The organism is Rhodanobacter sp. FW106-PBR-R2A-1-15, assembly GCF_058789735.1.
The window spans coordinates 217,585-236,641 of sequence record NZ_JBYTEM010000002.1 but is presented as its reverse complement, the minus strand read 5'-3'; the positions used below and the strand labels follow the sequence as shown (position 1 = coordinate 236,641).

The window sequence follows — 19,057 nt, the reverse complement described above, 5'->3', positions numbered from 1 at the left end:
TGGGGACACCGATGAAGTTGATCACCCGAACCAATAGCCCGTGATCAGCACGCCGGCATCGTGATCAGCATTATCTAATGCCGGAATCGGCCAAGACCGTCCGTTCACGATTCAACTACCGTCCGCGGTGCCTGAATGAAGGCCATGTGTGTGATCCTGGCATATACCTGGACCAACGCTCTTGATCTGATCACCGAGGGGAGCGCAACGTACGACCAGCAAGCTACCTGCAGCGACACCCCACATCTAGACCAACGACCTTACGACCTTACGGCGTTCGGCTAGCGAAATGACATTGTCCGCTTGAGGCAGAGACTTATCGCCAACGGGGACCGACTGCTCTCCTAGAAACTCTGCGAGCACGGGCGGCTTGACGGCGAATAACCTGGAATACGCGACCAAGTCAACTCGCTGATACTCCATGTCCAGTCGAACGGCCTGCGCAAACAGCTCGGGAGTTTCCGCAGCGATCAGCGCGTCTTCACGCTCGACCTTGGCTTCGCCACCACGATTGAGCCGGATAACGCCTGTGCGGTACTGGTCTTCCGAAATCAATGCGAGCTGGCGTGCCCGATACAACAATGCCGCCTTGCTGACCTTCCACCGGAGCTTCATCTCGGAAAGGCCCTGCCAGTTCAGGTAGGTACCACGCAACCGCGGGAACTCCTTCACGAAGCTCGATCGTGGCAGGAGGAAAGCGCCGGCAAAACGGTTGGCCTCGCCTTCGGTCTTGCGATCACCTGTCGTCAAGCCGACATGCAGCACCAAGTGTCCCAGTTCATGGGCGACGTCGAACCGGAGGCGACAGGCTGAGGCCTCTTCGCTGTTCACCACGATGATGGGGCGCGCCGCGCTGATCGAGTATGCATCTACCTCGCGAGAAACGCCCTTGAACGAGGTGACGACGGCTCCGGCAAGTTCTGCCACCCGGACCATGCTCTGGATCGGACCGAAGCCCAGCTCCCAGTGCGAGCGACAAGCTTCCGCTGCCCGCTCGATCTCAATCAGCGAGTGCACGTCATGCTGGGGAATGTTCGGGGGAGGCAATTCCAGTTTCTCCTCCAACCTCGCCACGAGCCGGCGAAACATCTCGCCTTTTGCCAGGGCCACATGCTTGATCGCCGAGCGTGTGGTGAAGTGCTTGCGGAAGTGGCACTGCTCCTCCGCCACAGGCGCGGGGGAAGGAGTAACAAAAAACGCAGGTTCGACCTGCGTCAGTTCGGCGATCGCCGCCAAGGTATCCAGTGGCGGCAAAATCTGCTCGGTTTCGATCTTGTGAACGTACTGACGTGTCTTGTCCAGACGTGCAGCGACGTCTTCCAAGGTCATGCCATGGAACAAGCGTGCTAGCCGGATATTGGCCCCATGGACGGTTGCGGACTCAGACATGCATCACCCTTGCGCATCGTCGTCGTCACCCACGGCGCGATTGTTGCCGGTATTTTCGTCGGGTTTCTTCGGACGCACCATCGTCGCCGGACTCGGCAACGGAACTTCGGCGGGTCGGCTCTCGTCGACGCTCGACAAGGCGGGCGTGCTGCGCGAGTACTGCCAGCGGAACGACTCGTTCTGATTTACGTCATAGCCGATGAAGAAAACTTCGGCTTCTTCATCGTTGTGCTGCGCCTTGGCCACGATGAAGCGAAACATCAGCGGGGCGTCGATTTCGATGTCGAAGAGCTGATCGGAGTCGTTCCGACGGAAGAAGCCCGGCTTGCGCGGGTTGGCCGGGTCGTCGGAAAAGAACCTACATGGCACGCCACCGATCTCGAACGTCACATCCATACCCGGATGGGTCAGCTTGAGCCATGAGTGCCGCGCGCTGTTGCACAAATGGATCAGGGCATTGCGCTGCCGGCCAAAGGTGGCTGTCCCACGGGTGTAGCCATCGTCGAGCGGGCCTGCGAGTTCGAGCTCGGTATCGTAGAGCACCTCGAGCAAGGCCTCCGCAACGATGCGGAGTCGGTATTCGGTCAATGCCGGGTTGAACTCGTGCGGTGCGTTAGCCATTGCGCCCTCAATCTATGCAGATTACCGGAGTTGTCCCCGTGCATAGTTGTGCAAAAAAACCTGGTTGTCAACCAGCCAGTTCGTCAACGACAACCTCGCCTGGGCGATCGGCATGCTGGTCAGTCAGAGTCGGGTTCGATGATCGAGCTCGTCGTCATGCTTAGCCTGCTGATGTCGCCAGGTGACGAAGCCATGGGCAACGTAGCCCAGCCACGGTTCAATGAATGGTTCGGTGGCGAGTTATGGCTGTCGACAATGCCGCCAAAGAAGGAGGCAGTGTCAGGTACTCATCATCCAGCCGCGTGACTTCGTGCGCGAAGATAGTCGCCAGCGTGCTCATGGGAAGTTCGGTCGGCCGCACCATGCCGCGGATCGTCCAGTGTTCTACGGTCGCACGCTGGGCGAAGTTGGTCACGGCACAGGCGAACACCTTCCCCAGTCGCGTCGCTTCTGTGCCACCTTGCTGGTGGGTGGTCGCTAACGAGCGCATCGCCAAGTGTGTCAGATACATCACCTGGTTCACGCTGTGTTGCGTCAGCGCTTGGCGCAAACCGTCCGTCGCCAGGCTCGCCCACGCCGGGTTGTAACCTGACTTCGCCAAGGTCCACTGGGCGTACTGGATCGCTTCGGCGAGCGCGAGGTCTTCCCAAAGGGCCAGCAAGGCCTGCATGGCATCTTCAGTGGGCTCGATGTCCTTGAAGAGCGTCCTCACGACATCGTGCTGGCGCGAGCAGTCCCGCGGTGTCCAGCGGATCCGCCACGCCACGCTGTCGAAGCTGTAGCGCGTCCAATCGCGCGCCAGTAGCCAGTCGTCGGCGTGAGATGGCGAAAGCTCCGGCTCGATGACGCCCAAGGCCTGCAGGGCGAGGAGAACGCGCTGCGAATAGTGGTCGTGCGGTGCCAGCGGCAGGCGCAGCGCATCCAGAGGGAGGAGCCTCGTCAGCGAAACGTCGGCGGCCACGCGTACGGCCGCCGAGAAATAGAGGTTGGCGGTCAGGTCACTCGAATTCACTACACACCTGCTGAAGGTTGAGTTGCGGCCGTCCATGCCATCGGGATGCGGATCGGCGATATTAAGGAACTCTTAGTATGCAGGCAAACCGTCGCCGCCGAAGCTGCAGTGGGTCGCAGCGGGAACGGATCGACGAGTGGCACGCGGAGGCAAAAAGGAGGCGGTCGTCGCAGCGCGCCTGCGGGCGGCCAGACTGGAAGCTGGCCTGTCGCAGCGTGAGCTGGGCGTGCAGGCCGGCATGGATCCGTCCGTCGCCTCGCCGCGAGTCAACCAGTACGAGCGAGGCAAGCACACCCCTGATACCGGCACACTCCTTCGGTTAGGCCAGGTGCTGGATCTGCCCGTCTCCTATTTCTTTGCCGATGACGATGATCTGGCCATGCTCATCGTCGCGTTCCACCGCATGTCTGCGGTACCACGACGACGCCTGCTTGCGTTGGCTTCCCGCTCGGAGCCGGCGCGGTCATGACATTCGGCGAGTCCGGGGATGGGCGGTGATCCAGTGTGCTGTCAGAGCCACCCCATCGAAGCCGCTCTGCAAGACGATTTCAAGGCATTCCTCGAAGCCCGGTCCAAAGCGATCCATGAGATCGCTCTCAAGATGACCGGCTGGGTGTAAAGCTGATCTAAGCCCGGAAAATCTCAGCAACTCACGCATCCGCCGCGCAAGAACCATCAGCCAGAGTCAAAGCAGAGCGGATATCACGGACTCCCTAACTGGGCCAGAGTGCACACGTGCCTCAGCGCCGTCCGCTTCCGGACCACCCCGGGTAGCCATCCAGTGGCTTGAGCAACGCATCGTCCTCGTCGTTGCCCACGCGGTCGGGGATGCCAGCGCGCGGCAAGTCGTCCAGCTCGTCTTGGTCCGTGCAGTGCAGCAAGGTCAGGGTCTGGTCGTACTCGGGGATGAAGATGCTCGATTCGCTCAGCTCCACGTCCTGCCAGCCTTCGAACCACGCATCGCCGCTGTAAGTGTCCGACCCGGTTCGGCCTCTACCGCTGCGCAACGCGGCCGCCACCGAGCCCGTGGGCAGGGGCGTGCCGCTGGAAACCCAGCCGTGGGCGTCACGAAGCGCGGGCGACCGAACCATATGGCGCACCTTGCCGCCTTCGCTCAACACGTAGGCGCAGGCCAGACGAGAAGTGGCGGCCAGGCGCGAGGCGGTGGCCTCGCGAGAGGCGAAGAACTTCCACCGCAATTCGTCAACCGCGTCGAAGTCGGGCGCCATGCCGCGGGCCAGCGTGGCGAAAAAAGCGACCGGCAAGAGCAATTCGGCTGCGAACACGTCACAGCAAACCTCGTTGGGCGATCGCTTCGCATAGCTCCAGTCAGGACCATGGCCGTGCTCGGAAGGCAGGCCTAAGACCAAGTGGCCGATTTCGTGGCACACGGTAAAGCGCCGGCGAGTGGCGCGATCCATTTCATTGATCGTGATCAACGGCCCAGCGCCCGTGACCATCGTGTACCCGGCTTCTCCCAGGTCGAGCGCATCTAGCGAGACCTTGCCAGCGACCTTGGTCAAATACAGGCCCAAGTCGACCGGGACCGCAGCGATCCCGGCATCCCGGACGAAACACCGCGCCTTTTGCTCGGCCTCGAACTCGGTCACTGGCCTTCCATGATCCGCTTCGCCCGGCGGGCGCGATCAATCAAGTCGGCGGGGGACGGGCGAGCCGCCCCGCGATGCACAACGGTGGCGGCGATCGCCAGGATGTCCGGCGTCGCCTCGTTGTCGGTCAGCGCATAGAGCGCCAAGGCAGGATCGATGGCATTGCTCGTACGCAAGAAGCGCAGCAACGCGACTTGATGCGCGGTCGCCTTAAGGTGCCGGACCAACCGGGTAAAGGTTTCCTCCGGCGGCGGCTCCTTATCCCCGCGCTCGATCTTGGCGATGTACGCGTGGTCAACCTCGGCCAGCGTGCCCAAGTCCCGCAGGGAAAGCTGTCGGCCTTCCCGTAATTCGCGCAGGACCACGCCAAACGCTGACTCAGCCACGACGGGACTTGACAGTAGGGAGTTCGAGTGTGGTACAATCTGGACCACACCAAGTGCGGATAGTCAAAACTCTATAGATTGTTAATGACATAGTGTTTTACCGTAGGTGTGGCCTGAAACAGGCAACGATTATGGCACGCCGCAAGCAACCTTTCAACGCGCCCACCGCTGGGGTGCAACCAGTCCCGATCCACCCACTTTGCGAGGATTGTCCATGAACACCCAAGACAAGAGGCCGCTAGACGATAAGGATTTCACCATCAAGATCAACACCCGCACCTACAAGGTTCCGGGCCCGACCATCAGCTTCGAGGACGTCCTGCGCCTGGACGGCATCGATACCGCCGGCCAGGATCCGAGCCTGTTCGACGTTGATTGGCGTCACGGCAACGAGGGTGGAACGCTCAAGGCGGGCCAAAGTGTCGAACTCCAGAACGGGATGCACTTCGATGCCGGCAAATCCAACCGCTCCTGATCCGCACATCCAGCGGCTGGTGGACGAACGCTATCAGGTAACCATCGATGGTGGTTACCTCATCGTTGATCGCATCCCCTACGTGACGTCGGCCCGGGAAATCGCGTGGGGAGCCTTGATCTGCCCTTACCGCAACGTCGATGGTGTCCCGCAGCTCGACAACGATCACCAGTGCTGGTTTACCGGGTCGATGCCGCACAGGGCGGACGGTACGTCGCTGGGGGGCCCACTGGTCTCGGAGATGGGGGCACAAACGGTTGCAGGCCGCTCGGTGCAGATGCGCTTTTCGAACAAACCCGATCCCATCGGCGACTTCTTCGACAACCACTACAACAAGGTCACGCACTACATCCGCAAGCTGTCCCGGCATGCTCGGGACATCGATCCGGCCGTTAGCGCTACCTCGGTGGGCTCGTACCGCCGCCGGGAGGTGCCCTCAGTCTTCCGCTACGCTAACGACGCTATCGCACAGGGCGGCCTGGACGCAGTCACCGACAAGCTGCGCCTGCGGCGGGTGTGCATCGTGGGCGTGGGCGGCACCGGCAGTTACCTGCTCGATGCCTTGGCCAAGGAAGAAATCGAGCGCATCGATCTGTACGATCATGACGTTATCGAACCCAAGAACGCTTTTCGGATGCCGGGAGCGATGCGCCGGGAGGATGCCTGCGCCGGCCACTACAAGGCACGTTGGTTCGCGTCGTGCTACGCCGCCATGCGCACCGGCGTCACGGGCTACCCGCAGCGTATCGACGCCGATAACGTGGCCGAGCTGGCCGGGGCGGACTTTGTTTTCATCGCCGTGGACCACGGGCCCTCGCGAGGAGTCATCGCGCGCTTCCTGGTGGAGCAGTGCATCCCGTTCATTGATGTGGGAATCGGCGTGGACAAGCGCGCGGACGTGGCGGCGCTCATCGCCCGGGCGCGGGTGACGCTGGTCACGCCGGACACAGCGCATCTGGTCGACGAGTTGCCGACCGCTGACGATTCGGAGGATGCGGTGTACAACAATATCCAGGTGCTCGAGATCAATGCGATCAATGCCATGCTAGCGGTGATCCGATTCAAGCAGTATCTGGGCTTCTACGCCGCCGATGAGCACCCGGACATCATCAAGTACGTGTCCAGTTGGAATGAACTGGTACTGCGCGGATCGACCCCGAAATGAAGATCATCGAGCTGACCCCGCGATATTTGGACGAGTTCCCCCGGATACTGGAGGAAGGCGTCCTTTACATCAGCGAAGAATGCCAGCTGGCCGCGCACAAGTGTTGTTGTGGCTGCGGCGAGGATGTGATCACGCCCTTGAACCCAGCACGCTGGCGACTGGATCGCCATGGTGGGCGCGTGTCGCTGCACCCCTCGATCGGCAACTGGAAGTTTGCGTGCCGATCGCATTACTGGATCCGAAACAACCGCGTGATCCCGTCCTACGGCATGGACGACGAGGAGGTTGCCGAGGTCATCGAGCGGGACCGGGTGGACCGGGAGGATTTCTTCGCGCAGTTGCAGCAAGCGCTACCGTCCAGCGGTTCGCAGGCGAGCGCCCCGAAGCCTCAGCGCTGGCTGGCGCGGCTGCTCAAGCGCTTGCGAAGCTGGCTCTAGACTCCGTTACGGCCTGGCTGGGGCACGGCTGGGCGGCGGCCGCACCGCCTTTTCGCGCCGAATCGATCTGCAGCACCGAGACTACCGGCACGTGAAGAAACGCGTAGTTTTTGGGAGAGATCAACGTGCCGAAGAAAATCTTGCGAAATGTCTACCACCTTCGGCCTCAATCTCGCGAAATGCTTTCTGAGAAATCTTGCGCGCATTAACGAATGCACGTTTCGGCCGCGAACCTGGGCACCGTTGGTGGCGCGACTTAGTTGATCCCACACGCGCTGCGCCGGGGGCCACGCGTCCACTTCTGGCCGAGGCTGTGTGAAAACGCTGGCGCGCGTTTTGAGCTGATCGATAGTTGAACAAATTGGCGTCCCTGGGTTGAATTCTGAGCAGTTCGCGCTCGCAAGCCGATCAGAATTCGCGTACGCGGCACGTGTCCGAGAGCGGCTCGGCGTTTTCACACAGCCTTGGCCGAAGTCAGCCGATCGATTCGGCGAGCCCTCACAGCTGAGGCTCGGCTTCTCTTTGGTGATGGTGGCTTTGTACATGATGGAAGCGGTCAACGTGACACCGCGCGCCAACAAGCATGTCATACATGGCGTGCAGATTGAGAACACGATCAAGACGCCACTCATCGGGAGACTTCGCACACGTCCATCCGCATTGCGTCGCTAATCAGCCTTCCATACCCCGCCGGGGCATGGAAGGTTGATGCGGATCGGCGATGTGATCACACCAGCCGGTTCTCGGTGTTTGCCGGAGTGGCGATCAGCTCAGGCCTGCGGGGATGCCTTCCTGCGCAGGGATTCACCCTTGAGCTCAATGGCGTGCTTGTTATGGAGAAGACGATCCAAGATGGCGTCAGCGACCGCCGGTTCGCCCAGATAATCATGCCAATGACTGGTCGGCATCTGCGAAGTAGTCAGCACCGAGCCGCCAGGAACACGATCGTCGATGATTTCAAGCAGATGTTGCCGTCCCTGATCCGTCATGGGAGAAATGCCCCAGTCGTCCAGAATCAGGAGCCGTGCCTTAGCGAGCCGGGTCCGCAGTGCGGGCAAACTGCCATCGGCATGGGCCACGTGTGCAGCTTCAAGCAAGTCTGGAAAACGATGGTACGCCACAGAGTAGCCTTTGCGGGCTGCCTCACGCCCAAAGGCGCATCCAAGCCACGTTTTGCCGGTACCGGAGGCCCCAGTGATCATCACGTGCTGGCCGCGCTCGATCCACTGACAGTTCAACAAGTCCATTACCTGCCGCTTGTCGATGCCACGTTTGGTCGAAAAGTCGATGTCTTCCGGGCACGCGTTGGGGAATTTGAGCTTCGCTGATTTCAACAAGCGGTCGACTCGGCGGTTCTCGCGCTGCGTGATCTCGGCGTCAACCATCAGGCCGAGCCGGTCGTCAAAGCCCAGCGACTGCAGGTGCGTATTGGCGAGCTGGTTCTCGTAGGCTTGGGCCATACCGGGTAGGCGCAGGGCTTGGAGCGCTTGGCGTGTCTGATTAACCAACATGATTCGGATCCCCGTCTTGATAGTAGGACGCACCACGCACATTCTCATGCGATGGCACGCACTGCCGCGTGGCGTTGCCGTCGATACGGCCTTCGAGCTTGTTCTGCAGGATGGATCGGATGCTTTTGACCGTTGGGGACTGGATCTCTAGTGCCTTGCCGCAGGCGGCAAGGAACCGTTCCCGTCCATAGGTTCGCGAAAGCTTCTGCAGGGTCGCGCAAGCATTGAGGGCCGCCGCTGGATGACGAACGTCCCCAAGCAGCCGCTCCGTAACGGCCAACGCCGGTGCCCCCGCTCCGAGTGCCCATTGCAGATATCGCTCTGGCGTGTGGTCGGCCCACGCAAGATGATGTTCTGGCATGTGCGCGCGATCTGTGGTCTTGCCGCCCGTCACCTCGGATCGAACATGTGACGCTATCCGTCCGCGTCCGCAGAAAATTTCAACGACCGTCGCCGTGCAGCGTGCATGAACTTCCTGTTGCACAAGCCGGTAGGGCACCGAGTAAAAGTGCCCCATCACAGCGACGTGGTAGTCCGGCGGCACGCGCTGAGGACCGACCCACTCGCCGTATTCGTACCGTGACGGCAACGGAAGCAACGCCGGTTTGTCGATCAATTCGAAGCGTTGGCGCCGGCATTGTTGGTAGCGGCGCATGACGCGGTTATTGATGATGTCCACGCATTCGGCGATGGCCGCGTTGAGTTCCGCTAGGGAGTGGAACACCCGGTTGCGCAATCGCGCGATGCCCCACCGCAGGAAGACCAGGACACTGCCTTCCGCCTTGGGCTTGTCCTTGGGGCGTCGCGATCGCGCCGGCAGGATGACGGTGCCGTAGTGGTCAGCCATGTCCTTGTACGCAGGGTTCAGGATGTGGTCGCGCCCTGGTTTGAGGACGGCGGACTTCAGGTTGTCGGAGACAGTGATTTTTGGCACGCCGCCCAGCGCTTCGTACCATTCCGCGTGTGCATATATCCAATGTTCTTGGCGCTGCGATGGAACTGCGTAAGCGAACAGCAGGCCAGAGACACCGGCGGCGGAAACGAAAATTTCGGCGTCATGGTGTTCACCCGTTGCCGGATCGACCCACGCCATCTTCGTCCCAGAAAAGTCGACCCAGCCTCGCTCTCCCGGCTCGTGCCGCTGCCGCATGGATAACGCCTGCTTGCCTGCCCAAGCGGCGTAAAGCTGGTTGAACCTGCTTAGACCATACGCCGTCTCGGGGTCTTCCTCGTGGTATTCGAACCACAGGAGCGTTCGTGTCACGCCTTTTCGCTGCAGTTCTCGGTGTATGTATGCCCAATCTGGCAGGCGGTTACCAGCGAACTTCCCAACACGTTTGTTGAAGATTGCTTGGAGGGCCGGATCCTCCATGGCCTGCAAGGTTTCTTGTTCAAGCTTGCAATCGTTGATGACTTGCCGGTACCGGCGAATCGTGTTGTAGGCGGTGTCGAGTTGTCGTCCGATCTCCCGGTTGCCCAGAGAGGTGCCGAGGATCAGACGAATGGCCGTTCGGATTTTGTCCATCGTTTTTCTTCCAGCATCGCCCAGCACCCATGGGGCGGCTGCAGCCCCGGTGGACGAAAGCGAAGGAAGGCGAGCCTTCTCGGCCAAAGTGCCGAAAGGGCTTGACATCGACTGGGTCGCCGACGGAGGATTACATGCACATCGTTGTTGTAAGTCCCGAGCGCCTTGGAGTGTCAGAAACTCTGAGGCGTTCTCATTTTTGCGCCTGGCGTAGTTGCAGCCTAGGTGGGGCTAAAGGTTCAGTGACCACCTCCTTGCGCCTTGGGCTGAGTGAGCTTGTTGCAGCGCTGGCACCAGAGCCAGCCAGCGATGTCGACTACCAAAGCGAAGCGGCCGCGTCGTCCCACGAGCTCAAAGGTCTTGATCGGCAGCCGGCCCCGCTGATGCGCCTTCCGGAAGGCGTCCTGAGACGGATAGCCCAGCGCGCGCGTGAGGGATTCACCACCGACCGTCGCACCGAGCGTCAGGACCAACCGGCGTTCGAATTCGTCATAGGACTGAGGAACCATGGAGCCATCGAGGCTCGCGGGTAGCTGTTGGATCATCGACGAGACTGTCACGGACATGGCTGGACACGTCCGCATCATAGGGATGCCTCGACGTTTTGCGCAAAGTGGATCGTTTCTGCAAAAGCGATACACCCCAGCCTGAGCGGGACTAGGCGTGACAGGAGCATCGTGTTCGGGTGACGATGATGAATGCCCATCGGATTCCACCCCCCATTGCCAGCGGATCACGACTGGAAGGACCACGACAAAGCCATCAAGCGTTGCCGCGGTACTGTTTCCTATGGCGCACTTGCGGCGCACTTCGGCACGGACTCACCGAAGATTCTGGAATGGCGGATTGATAGGCGCACTCCCTATAGCACTGGGGATGACGCCTCGACGTCGAACAAGTATCGACGTTGGCGTCAGGGCCAAGCTCTTCCACACGATGACACGATTGCCCAAGTGGCTGGTCGATCAGCCGGTGGTGTCAGGTTGGGTTACTGGCGAGATCTTCCGCTCTGGGAGTTGTTGGCTGTAGAGCCACCACCCATGCAGCGACTCCATGGCTTTTTGGAGAGGTCTTCCAGATCAGTTCGGCAGATTCTGTTCATGGATGGCCAGCCTGACCGACTGGGGCGGTTCCACCATTCGATGCTGGAGCGTTCGCGAACGCTCGCGATTCGCAACCTCCGCTCGCTCGATGCTTTCCTCGCACTCCTGTGCTTGGCGAGAAAGGGGGAGATTCTCGACGATGACCCGCATCATTTCCTGCCAGCGGCATGTGCCTTCGACATCTTCCCACGCGTCCTGTACAGCCATCGACCTCTCCGCTATCGCTGGGAAGGACTGTTCAACTGCCTGCATCGCATCTACTGGTCACGCGTGTACTTGGACGGCGCTATTTACACGTATCCCATTGAAAGTGTGTATTCCGGCCTTAACGCACTAGACGCCAATCCTGCCGCAGAACTCCCACAGATGTCGGGGAAGCGGCGTCGCGACATCGCTCCAAATATTGAAGAAGGCGATGCCGCTGCGATCACACTGGCTTGATCGCGATCGTCGGCGAGGTGGTCAGCCGAGATCGGTTTCGTGATCAAGTTCGATCGGTGTACGCACTTGATGGCTTCCACGCCGCCGCCAGTCAACGCGCGCCAACGCAAGCACCGCTTCTCGCTCAAGCTAGCGGACCTGGCCGATCAGCCGTGGACGCACCTTCCGTCGCACGACATGGGCGGCTGGGCCAACCCGACCGCAGAAGCCGGAAGCCTGTATGGCCCGGGCCTGCTGGACCGGCACTTCGGCACGACGTGCAACTATGGCGCGCTCTTCGCGTACCTTTTCCGACGCTTCGGTTTCGCCAACCTCGGTTCGGACGACTACAAGGAAATTGCCAAGTACGCGCTCACCACGCCGCTGCCGGACATGGTGATGGTGGTGTCGCCATCGGTCGGTGACTGGCCTCGTCTCTCGATCGACTTCCTCGTGACGGTGGATGCCTGGAACACCATCGAACGTGACCCACGGCGACAGTGGACATTGGCCCTCGCCGCATGGGTCGAAGGTCAGGGGGCATTGCCCGACTGGATGGATGACTGGCTGGCGCTGTGGCGCACGAAGCCCGGTGTCGCCTCATACGCCACCGGCGAGCGCTCCGACTGGGTGATGTCCATCCCCGGAAATGCACTTCGTCGGCATTGAGGTCAAGGAACGATCGCCCGACTGGAGCGACGAGGTATATGCCCTCCTGCGCAACGTCGCCGCGTTCGTCGAGCGGATCCACCGCGAGTTCGAGGCGATCCAGCCCAATCCGGCACGCGTAACGCGTACCTCTGACTGGCGCACCTGGCCCGACACCGATCCGCTCAAGCGATTCCACGCCGCCGCCGCGGTCGCGCTTGAGGACCTGGCAAGGCCCGTGCGCGTGCGCGACGCGCAGATCAACGCGCATGGACTGGTACCCGACTCAAGTCCGCTAGCGCGCCGCGCACTACGCGAGCCACCGGTAGCTGGCTATGCCATCGGCGCCTTGGGTAACGACGCGCCGCGGGCGGTCGCCGAGCTCCACGATCACGTCCGCAACTTGGGCAAAGGCGACGCTAAACGTGGCGTCGCCAAGCTGCTGAAGATGGCTGGGGTGTCCGACCCGCATGCCGCGCGCGCTAGCGCCGGGAGTTCACCCCGATGATCGCGCACATCCGCGTCGCCGCGGCTTCGCCGGAGCCGCCGCTCGACCCGCGAGCGGCAGACGCACTAGCCGCCCTTCAACAGCACCGGTGCCTGACGGACAGGGAAGTCAACGCCCTGCGTGACCACGCCGCCACACTGGGTCCGGTGAAGATTCTTGGGGTCGATGTGCTGATCTGGAGCGCCGCGGCTTATGCCGGCGCGGGTCTGGTGCTGGCCTACGCCATCATCAAGGCTCCCCACTGGCTGATGTTCCTCATGGGCTTCATGGTCGCGGCGGCGGGCGGATGGGGTGCCTTGGTGGCAAAGAGGGGTGAGGCGTGCGCCAGGCGCGAGCGCTGGAAGCTGGAGGACGAACTGGCCCGACTTTCCGTGGCCGAGAGCGAATGGGTGCATGCGCAAGCGGCACAGTCGCCGCTGCTGCATTCGATCTTGCGGTCCTGGCTGGAGAGGGGGTGCAGGCTTCGCGCCCGAGACCTGCAGGTCATTCGCCAGTACGTCGCCCAATGCGATGGCAAGCCGCAGGGACGCTGATCCACGAGCATCTTTGGCGAGGGCCACACCGAGGCATGCTGGACATCTCACCCAAGCCCGGCTGACCTATGACGAACGTGTCGATCAACCCCGCCGAGATTGGCGCATGAACGGGTCATCTCTGCCTGGCTCGCTTCCTTCCCCCATCCTCACCGGATGCGGCCGCGCCTTCGACATCGAGCATTTGCTCGCGATGGCGCCGGCCACGCACCTGAGGGAGGGCCAGCGCAACCTGCTCGGTCTGGTTCTTCCGGCATGGCAGCGCCCGGCCGTCTGGACCCGCCAGCAGCAGGTCCGCTTCGTCGAAGGCATCTTCCTTGGCCTCGGTACGGGTTACTACGTCACGACCGCGTGGGACTGGGAGCGCGACGGCGCCCGCCTGCCCTTGGCTGGCCTTCTGCTCGACGGCCAGCAGCGTCTGGGCGCGCTGGGCGCCTTCGCCGCCGGCGAGTTCGCTGTGTTCGGCAGCACGCGCTTTGCGGACCTTTCGCTGGTGGACAAGCGGCGGCGCTTCTACCGGGTCGCGTTTCCCTCGATCGAGATGGAGGCGGCCGACGAGCCGACTCTGCGCGAGATCTACGACCGGCTGAACTTCGGTGGCACGCCGCACAGCGACGATCAACGCGCAACGGCACCGGCCCGCCAGGAACCTACGCCATGACGAGCCAAGAACGACATCGCCCCACGGTCCTGGACCTCCTGCAGGACGCTGCCCAGCTGGCCATTCCGCCCACCCTCGCGCCCGCCGAACCCCAGACGGCGGCACGAGTGATCGAATGGATCCGCAGGCGACCGGAGATCGAGAGTCTGCGCGACGCACACGAGGCGGTTGGCGCCCTCATCGTGGTTGCCAAGCTCGCCACCTTGAGTACGCACGGTGGCATCAGCGCTGCCGCGCGCATGGCGCTCGAAGGCTGCGGACTCGATCCGGACCTCGCCATGACCGATGCCCGCGCGCACCTTGCGGCGTTCGACGCGCGCCACCGCCGCAAGGCGCCTTCCGGCGGGTGAGACGAAAACACCCGCAACTTTGCTGCGGGCGCTCGGCCGGACGATGGTAAGTGACATCAAGCAACGGAAATCGACCGATGGCACAAGCAACCTTTGACGTGGTGGCCGTGGTCCCGCGATGGCAGGCCGAGCAGGCGCGCGTGGACCCCGAGGGCCTCTTCGCCGAGCACAAGTTCATGCAAGACGAGATCGAGGAGCTGCGCGAGCAGCTGGACCGCGCGCTGTCGCGTCGCGTGCCGGTGGGCCCGGCCATCCGCTGGGAGACATTGGGCGCTTATGGTGAGTGGGTGGCCATCACCGGCCGGGAGTTCGACCTGCTGCAGGCCCATGGCGTGGGTCGGCAGCGCTGCCTTTACGCGTGCGATGCGATGGCGGCGACCGGTCCCGAGCCTGCGACCGCACTCGAGCGCGCGCTGGCGCTGGCCGACGAGGTCAGTCCGATGCCCGCACAGGCTTATGTCGCGCTGCGCACTCTACGCGGGCGCATCCGTGAGCTGGAGGCCGCCGGCGCCGGGGCGTCGACGGAGCAGCGCTCGTGAAGGGGCTCGCCATGTCCCGACGGGCGACCGCGGGCGCCGTGACCATCGAGCGCCTCGCGGGGCCGGCGCCCGGGCAATATTGGCGTGCCCGACATCGCATCGAAGGCCGTCACGACGCGCGCGGCAGCTACAACGGCGTCGACGCCGGCCTGGTGCTTCTGCTTCAGAACATCGAGAAGGCCGATGGCGACGATCACGTTATCGTGCTCGCGCCGCACCCCGAGTGGGAGCCCTGCTATCAGATCGCGCTGCGCATCCACGCGGACGACTTCGAAAAGGACTGGGAGCTGGCCCACGACGGCGCCGCCGTGCGCGGCCGCGAAATGGCGGCGCTGATCGACGCGATGCGCCTCACCCAGGAGGCGATGAGCCAGCCCCCGCCGGTGGATTCCGAGGCCCCGCGGCTAGGCCAGGAGCCACGCCTGAACGCCGGCGGCGCGACGGGGAAGGAGCTGGCCACCGAAGGCGGTTTGAAGGCCATGACCCAGCATGCCGACGCGCTCAAGGCGTCCGCCGACGCCCATGTGGCCTGGATCAAGGAGCACAGCGACGAGCTCGGGAACCAGGCCGGTGCGCTGGCGCGCTTCCATCAGGAGAAGGCCGGCGCGCTGCTGGCCAAGGCAAAGAATCAGCTGTCCGACCTGGACCGCATCCGGGGCATGGTCACGAATCTGGAGATCTACACCGGCCGGGGCGTCGATGTGCTGCCGCTGGCCACAGGCGAGCCGGCAGCGCGCGACGAAGCACTGGTGATCTACCAGGACCTGCTGAGTTTCGACGAAGAACTCCTCCTATGCCTCGACCAGGGCGGCCTCGACCACACGATGGTCGACCAGGTCGCCAAAGCGCTGGAAGACACGGCCCTAGTGCGCCAGATGATCCCGTCGCCGCGCGGCGTGGTGCTGGTGCGCTTCCGTGGCGGCTACAAGGAGTTCATCAGGGAGCGGGACGGTGACAGCACGGAGCGGTCGGTGGCCGTCGGACGCTACAACGAAGCCATGTCCAAGGAGTCCATGCGCCACCACTTGCTGTACCGCGACGGCGCCTGCCTCACCCTGATCTCCTGCGATGACGTACTGCCCAACATCACGCAGCTGCTGCCGAGCGCCGCCGAACAGGCCGAGCACTTCACCCGCCGCAGCTTCAACTGGGACCGGCGCGCCTACGACGAAGTGCCCATCACGCGCGAAGACATCGACTACGCCAAAGCCCAACGCTCTCAGCTTGGCCGGCTCACCGATTTCGCGCGCGTGCTGGTGATCCTCTGGGGCCTCCATGATCGCACCGAGCTGCTCGACGCCAGCGGCATCCCGCGCTTCTCCAACTGGCTCGATCCGGGATTCCAGCGGTCGCACCTGCGACTCGTGAGCCTGGACAGCCTCATCGCCGAGGAGCGGCCGTCTTTCGACGAGTACCGCGCGGACTGCAACCGCTTTCTCGGCGCGGGGGTGACGGTGGCCGTCAACTTGAGAGCTGCGATGACGGAGTCCGCTGCGCCCGGCGCCTACAACAGAAACAGGTATCAGGCATGGGTTCCGCAGCAGGCCTGCCAGGTAGCTCGCGTGACCTATGTCCATGGGCGACCGACCATCTCCGTCGCCACCCACGAGGCCTTCAACCGCGGACGCACGCGCAATGTCAACGTCGTGCTCGAGGAGCCGAATGCCCACTTGGTACTCGACCGCGCCGACGCCGACGAGTTGCGGTACTACCTGCAGAGCCGGCGTAGTCGCCGCGCTTATGCCGACTACGTGGCGGTGTTCCGCCAGGCACTGACCCATGTGGCTGCACGGGACGCGGCCGAAGCTCCCTGGCAGCGGTGGATCGAAGCCTCGCTGCAGGAAGGCCGGCTGGCGCGCGATGCGGTCGAGGCCGGCCGCGCCGCGCGCCTCGCCCGAGCGGTGATCCGCGCGAGTCAGCGCGACGGCGTTCTGCCGGCGGTCCCGGCCGACGCGTCGGCCGCGCTACGCAACGCGGCACTTAACGCCGCGCATGCAGCGCTCGCAGACCATGGCGCGCGCGTGGCGGCCATCGAGGCCTGGTGTGCTGCGCAAGGATGGACGCCCGTGGCGCTGACTCACGATGGACGGGACCGGTGGCACCTCTACCGCGAAGCGACCGACGCCGAGCGCGACCCGCGCATCGCGCAATTCCCGTGGTGCGCGCGCAGCACGCTGGCATTCCGCCGGGACGGCGCGCCGCACGCCCACAAGGTGGCCATAACGCTGTACCAGCGTCGCGCAGGCGAGCAGGTGGTTTTCGCCTGGCCATCGGCCGAGCGCTGGGGGGCAGCGGTCGCACCGGCTGGGCTGACGCACGAACGCATGTTGTCGCTGCTGGACCTCCCGGCGTCAGCGTCCCTGGCGTTCGACGACGTGAGCGCGCTGGTGGAAGCCATGATCGGCTCAGCCACCCACTACAACCGCACGCACTCCAAGCGCTTCGTATCGCGCGAGCCTTGCCTCTTTCCGATTGGAACCGTGATCGAGAAGGACCGAACCGCTTTGCTGGTGATCCACGTGGATGCGTGGGACGCCGCCTATGCTTGGGGTGACGAGGCGCAGAAGGCGCGCGTGCGCGAATGGATCGAGCGCAACTACGCGAACCCTGCGGGCGCCTTGTCCCGACTGGACAAGCCATTCGCCCCGACCGTCGGCACCGTCGACCTCAAGGCCATCACCCTGCACACAGGCACGCCGTGGTTCGAGGCGCCTTATCGAAGCCGGTCGGACGTGGACGGATGGGAGAACGGGCGCCGCGCCGGGACCCGCCGTCTGACGACGCTGTCGCCGGCCGGTGCCCGCCTCGTCCCTTGGCTGGCCCCGCTGTGTGACGCCCCTACCACCACCATCAACGCACCGAAGGAAACGAGCCATGGGACCTGAAAGCCCGATTCTCGCCATCGCCTCGGCCCTGCACGCGGCGCGCCTGCGCGACCTGCCGGTCATCGTCTACGACGAAAGAGACTGGGAGCGCTACCACGAATGGTCAAGCGCGCTGACGCGTGAGGAGCGCGCCAAGGTTGCCCAAGAGGAGCGCGCGACCGGCCAACCGCAGGGGCCGACGGTAAGGCGCTTCCGCAGGGCCGCCGAGCAGGAGTGTCTGGTCACGGTGTTTCCTCAGCTGTGGGGCAGCACCGCGCTCGGCTATGGCGGTGTCGGCGGCGCCGCGATGACCACGGCGTACACCGTCGTCGTGGAGGCGCAGGTGCTTGGCCGGCGCGCAGTCTACTTCGGCAGCTGTGGGCAGCTGGCCTATGTGGTGCCCATCGGCGGCCCGAACGAGGAGGCCTTCCAGAAGGCCATCGCGCAGCGCGCTCTGCCGTCGGCACGGGACGCCGCGACGCTGGGATGGCACCCGGAGGAGCCGGTCGGGATCGGGGCGCAATCGCGCTGACGGCCGGCCAGGTCGCGCACCTGGCGCATTTCGTTGGCAAGAAGACCGACGGCCACGCCGGCGACCCGCCGCGCCACGTGCCGCGGCACGTGGACGACGGCCCTGCGGAACCGGGCGTATATGCATTGGGCGAGGAAGACCCCTCGGCGGCGGTTCCGTGCTGCTCGAGGACGACACGAAAGGGCGGCCAGAGACAGCGTGCTTCCGGGCGCTCGCCAGGCGCCGCGCTACGTACAAAGGCAACACCCCCCCCGAACGCATCGCCACCAGGAGCACCCATGGCAGGGAACATTCGCTACGTGACCATCGTTGTCCAGATCCCGGGCGATCCTGTGGCGGCAAGGGCCGCCGTCAACGGCTTGTGGGATCGCGGCGAGGTCGTGGGCCTCTACGCAGGCGACGCGATCACGGAGATCGAGCTCCTCGAGCAGCACGTGTCGCGGACGCGCCTCCAGGAGATTCGCGAGGAGGCGAAGCTTGCCCCTGCATCGAAGGACGTAAAGCCGCTCCACCCCGACGACTTCGCAGTCAATGCCTTCGCGGCGGCGATGCGATCGCGACTCGCGCAGAAGCGCGCCGAGGGCCGTGGCGGTTGGGATGAAACTTCGCCTGGTATGCAGCAACGCGTATCCGACCTCCTTCGCGCGGCCGTGGCCAAGGGCAACCCGGTAGACGCTGGCAACTATGCGATGTTCCTTCATCAGCGCGGGGAGAGGATCTTGCCGCCGTGCGGCGATCCTCATGGGGAAGGGTAATGACCCGGAGGCT

At 63.6% G+C, this 19,057-nt stretch carries 22 protein-coding genes; 14 read left to right on the top strand and 8 right to left on the bottom strand.

Annotation, left to right across the window (positions count from 1 at the left end; genetic code table 11):
• Window positions 1–246: 246 nt before the first annotated feature.
• The 3 genes from AC3WTD_RS02325 to AC3WTD_RS02315 all read right to left on the bottom strand — a co-directional run bounded on the left by AC3WTD_RS02325 (window position 247) and on the right by AC3WTD_RS02315 (window position 3,058).
• Window positions 247–1,389 carry a helix-turn-helix domain-containing protein gene (locus tag AC3WTD_RS02325; RefSeq protein ID WP_492612793.1) on the bottom strand — a complete coding sequence of 381 codons (1,143 nt, stop codon included), beginning with the start codon at window positions 1,387–1,389 and terminating at the stop codon, window positions 247–249.
• 3 nt (window positions 1,390–1,392) lie between these two features.
• On the bottom strand, window positions 1,393–2,010 hold the full coding sequence (locus AC3WTD_RS02320) for a hypothetical protein (RefSeq protein ID WP_492612792.1): 618 nt from the start codon (window positions 2,008–2,010) through the stop codon (window positions 1,393–1,395).
• A 217-nt stretch (window positions 2,011–2,227) separates the two neighbouring features.
• The gene (locus AC3WTD_RS02315; protein WP_492612791.1) at window positions 2,228–3,058 is read right to left on the bottom strand and encodes a hypothetical protein; all 831 of its coding nucleotides are present in this window, start codon (window positions 3,056–3,058) and stop codon (window positions 2,228–2,230) included.
• Between the two features lie 100 nt (window positions 3,059–3,158).
• Between AC3WTD_RS02315 and AC3WTD_RS02310 the strand changes: the two genes are divergently transcribed.
• A complete protein-coding gene (locus AC3WTD_RS02310) occupies window positions 3,159–3,491 on the top strand; it encodes a helix-turn-helix domain-containing protein (protein ID WP_492612790.1) in 333 nt (110 codons plus the stop codon).
• A 271-nt stretch (window positions 3,492–3,762) separates the two neighbouring features.
• Here the strand turns inward: AC3WTD_RS02310 and AC3WTD_RS02305 are convergent, their stop codons facing one another.
• Window positions 3,763–4,632, bottom strand: coding sequence for an ImmA/IrrE family metallo-endopeptidase (locus AC3WTD_RS02305; RefSeq protein ID WP_492612789.1), 870 nt, complete (start codon window positions 4,630–4,632; stop codon window positions 3,763–3,765).
• Entirely contained in the window at window positions 4,629–4,997 is a 369-nt protein-coding gene (locus tag AC3WTD_RS02300) for a helix-turn-helix domain-containing protein (protein ID WP_492612788.1), read from the bottom strand. The genes AC3WTD_RS02305 and AC3WTD_RS02300 overlap by 4 nt, the downstream gene beginning before the upstream one ends.
• A 235-nt stretch (window positions 4,998–5,232) precedes the next feature.
• Between AC3WTD_RS02300 and AC3WTD_RS02295 the strand changes: the two genes are divergently transcribed.
• From AC3WTD_RS02295 to AC3WTD_RS02285, 3 genes are read left to right on the top strand one after another with little or no spacing between them, the layout of a single operon-like run.
• Entirely contained in the window at window positions 5,233–5,493 is a 261-nt protein-coding gene (locus AC3WTD_RS02295) for a multiubiquitin domain-containing protein (protein ID WP_492612787.1), read from the top strand.
• Window positions 5,468–6,658, top strand: coding sequence for a ThiF family adenylyltransferase (locus AC3WTD_RS02290; protein WP_492612786.1), 1,191 nt, complete (start codon window positions 5,468–5,470; stop codon window positions 6,656–6,658). Before AC3WTD_RS02295 ends, AC3WTD_RS02290 begins: the two co-directional genes overlap by 26 nt.
• The gene (locus AC3WTD_RS02285) at window positions 6,655–7,095 is read left to right on the top strand and encodes a ubiquitination-like system serine protease family protein (protein WP_492612785.1); all 441 of its coding nucleotides are present in this window, start codon (window positions 6,655–6,657) and stop codon (window positions 7,093–7,095) included. Before AC3WTD_RS02290 ends, AC3WTD_RS02285 begins: the two co-directional genes overlap by 4 nt.
• A gap of 770 nt (window positions 7,096–7,865) precedes the next feature.
• Here AC3WTD_RS02285 and istB read toward each other — a convergent pair.
• From istB to AC3WTD_RS02270, 3 genes are all read right to left on the bottom strand, one after another.
• A complete protein-coding gene (gene istB / locus AC3WTD_RS02280) occupies window positions 7,866–8,606 on the bottom strand; it encodes an IS21-like element helper ATPase IstB (protein ID WP_492612784.1) in 741 nt (246 codons plus the stop codon).
• A complete protein-coding gene (gene istA / locus AC3WTD_RS02275; protein ID WP_492612783.1) occupies window positions 8,596–10,131 on the bottom strand; it encodes an IS21 family transposase in 1,536 nt (511 codons plus the stop codon). Before istA ends, istB begins: the two co-directional genes overlap by 11 nt.
• A 239-nt stretch (window positions 10,132–10,370) precedes the next feature.
• A complete protein-coding gene (locus AC3WTD_RS02270; protein ID WP_492612782.1) occupies window positions 10,371–10,697 on the bottom strand; it encodes a hypothetical protein in 327 nt (108 codons plus the stop codon).
• Window positions 10,698–10,829: 132 nt separating this feature from the next.
• Between AC3WTD_RS02270 and AC3WTD_RS02265 the strand changes: the two genes are divergently transcribed.
• From AC3WTD_RS02265 to AC3WTD_RS02220, 10 genes are all read left to right on the top strand, one after another.
• Complete coding sequence (locus AC3WTD_RS02265) at window positions 10,830–11,675, top strand: hypothetical protein (protein ID WP_492612781.1); 846 nt, start codon at window positions 10,830–10,832, stop codon at window positions 11,673–11,675.
• 39 nt (window positions 11,676–11,714) lie between these two features.
• Window positions 11,715–12,323: a hypothetical protein gene (locus tag AC3WTD_RS02260; protein WP_492612780.1), complete on the top strand. Its 609-nt coding sequence runs from the start codon at window positions 11,715–11,717 to the stop codon at window positions 12,321–12,323.
• Complete coding sequence (locus tag AC3WTD_RS02255) at window positions 12,304–12,810, top strand: hypothetical protein (protein ID WP_235645378.1); 507 nt, start codon at window positions 12,304–12,306, stop codon at window positions 12,808–12,810. The genes AC3WTD_RS02260 and AC3WTD_RS02255 overlap by 20 nt, the downstream gene beginning before the upstream one ends.
• Window positions 12,807–13,343 carry a hypothetical protein gene (locus AC3WTD_RS02250; RefSeq protein WP_235645379.1) on the top strand — a complete coding sequence of 179 codons (537 nt, stop codon included), beginning with the start codon at window positions 12,807–12,809 and terminating at the stop codon, window positions 13,341–13,343. The genes AC3WTD_RS02255 and AC3WTD_RS02250 overlap by 4 nt, the downstream gene beginning before the upstream one ends.
• A 106-nt stretch (window positions 13,344–13,449) precedes the next feature.
• Window positions 13,450–14,004, top strand: a complete 555-nt coding sequence (locus AC3WTD_RS02245) for a DUF262 domain-containing protein (protein WP_235645380.1) — start codon at window positions 13,450–13,452, stop codon at window positions 14,002–14,004.
• Window positions 14,001–14,354: a hypothetical protein gene (locus AC3WTD_RS02240; protein WP_235645381.1), complete on the top strand. Its 354-nt coding sequence runs from the start codon at window positions 14,001–14,003 to the stop codon at window positions 14,352–14,354. The genes AC3WTD_RS02245 and AC3WTD_RS02240 overlap by 4 nt, the downstream gene beginning before the upstream one ends.
• A 77-nt stretch (window positions 14,355–14,431) precedes the next feature.
• Window positions 14,432–14,893, top strand: coding sequence for a hypothetical protein (locus tag AC3WTD_RS02235; protein WP_235645382.1), 462 nt, complete (start codon window positions 14,432–14,434; stop codon window positions 14,891–14,893).
• The gene (locus AC3WTD_RS02230) at window positions 14,890–17,778 is read left to right on the top strand and encodes a hypothetical protein (RefSeq protein ID WP_235645383.1); all 2,889 of its coding nucleotides are present in this window, start codon (window positions 14,890–14,892) and stop codon (window positions 17,776–17,778) included. Before AC3WTD_RS02235 ends, AC3WTD_RS02230 begins: the two co-directional genes overlap by 4 nt.
• The gene (locus tag AC3WTD_RS02225; RefSeq protein ID WP_235645384.1) at window positions 17,768–18,289 is read left to right on the top strand and encodes a hypothetical protein; all 522 of its coding nucleotides are present in this window, start codon (window positions 17,768–17,770) and stop codon (window positions 18,287–18,289) included. The genes AC3WTD_RS02230 and AC3WTD_RS02225 overlap by 11 nt, the downstream gene beginning before the upstream one ends.
• A 278-nt stretch (window positions 18,290–18,567) precedes the next feature.
• Window positions 18,568–19,044: a hypothetical protein gene (locus AC3WTD_RS02220; RefSeq protein ID WP_235645385.1), complete on the top strand. Its 477-nt coding sequence runs from the start codon at window positions 18,568–18,570 to the stop codon at window positions 19,042–19,044.
• Window positions 19,045–19,057: the final 13 nt, after the last annotated feature.

Bases quoted from the DNA above. Each gene is read 5' to 3' on its own strand.
- AC3WTD_RS02325 (WP_492612793.1), bottom strand. From the start codon at position 1,389: ATGTCTGAGTCCGCAACCGTCCATGGGGCCAATATCCGGCTAGCACGC.
- AC3WTD_RS02320 (WP_492612792.1), bottom strand. From the start codon at position 2,010: ATGGCTAACGCACCGCACGAGTTCAACCCGGCATTGACCGAATACCGA.
- AC3WTD_RS02315 (WP_492612791.1), bottom strand. From the start codon at position 3,058: ATGGACGGCCGCAACTCAACCTTCAGCAGGTGTGTAGTGAATTCGAGT.
- AC3WTD_RS02295 (WP_492612787.1), top strand. From the start codon at position 5,233: ATGAACACCCAAGACAAGAGGCCGCTAGACGATAAGGATTTCACCATC.
- AC3WTD_RS02290 (WP_492612786.1), top strand. From the start codon at position 5,468: ATGCCGGCAAATCCAACCGCTCCTGATCCGCACATCCAGCGGCTGGTG.
- AC3WTD_RS02285 (WP_492612785.1), top strand. From the start codon at position 6,655: ATGAAGATCATCGAGCTGACCCCGCGATATTTGGACGAGTTCCCCCGG.
- istB (WP_492612784.1), bottom strand. From the start codon at position 8,606: ATGTTGGTTAATCAGACACGCCAAGCGCTCCAAGCCCTGCGCCTACCC.
- istA (WP_492612783.1), bottom strand. From the start codon at position 10,131: ATGGACAAAATCCGAACGGCCATTCGTCTGATCCTCGGCACCTCTCTG.
- AC3WTD_RS02270 (WP_492612782.1), bottom strand. From the start codon at position 10,697: ATGTCCGTGACAGTCTCGTCGATGATCCAACAGCTACCCGCGAGCCTC.
- AC3WTD_RS02265 (WP_492612781.1), top strand. From the start codon at position 10,830: ATGCCCATCGGATTCCACCCCCCATTGCCAGCGGATCACGACTGGAAG.
- AC3WTD_RS02255 (WP_235645378.1), top strand. From the start codon at position 12,304: ATGCACTTCGTCGGCATTGAGGTCAAGGAACGATCGCCCGACTGGAGC.
- AC3WTD_RS02250 (WP_235645379.1), top strand. From the start codon at position 12,807: ATGATCGCGCACATCCGCGTCGCCGCGGCTTCGCCGGAGCCGCCGCTC.
- AC3WTD_RS02245 (WP_235645380.1), top strand. From the start codon at position 13,450: ATGAACGGGTCATCTCTGCCTGGCTCGCTTCCTTCCCCCATCCTCACC.
- AC3WTD_RS02240 (WP_235645381.1), top strand. From the start codon at position 14,001: ATGACGAGCCAAGAACGACATCGCCCCACGGTCCTGGACCTCCTGCAG.
- AC3WTD_RS02235 (WP_235645382.1), top strand. From the start codon at position 14,432: ATGGCACAAGCAACCTTTGACGTGGTGGCCGTGGTCCCGCGATGGCAG.
- AC3WTD_RS02225 (WP_235645384.1), top strand. From the start codon at position 17,768: ATGGGACCTGAAAGCCCGATTCTCGCCATCGCCTCGGCCCTGCACGCG.
- AC3WTD_RS02220 (WP_235645385.1), top strand. From the start codon at position 18,568: ATGGCAGGGAACATTCGCTACGTGACCATCGTTGTCCAGATCCCGGGC.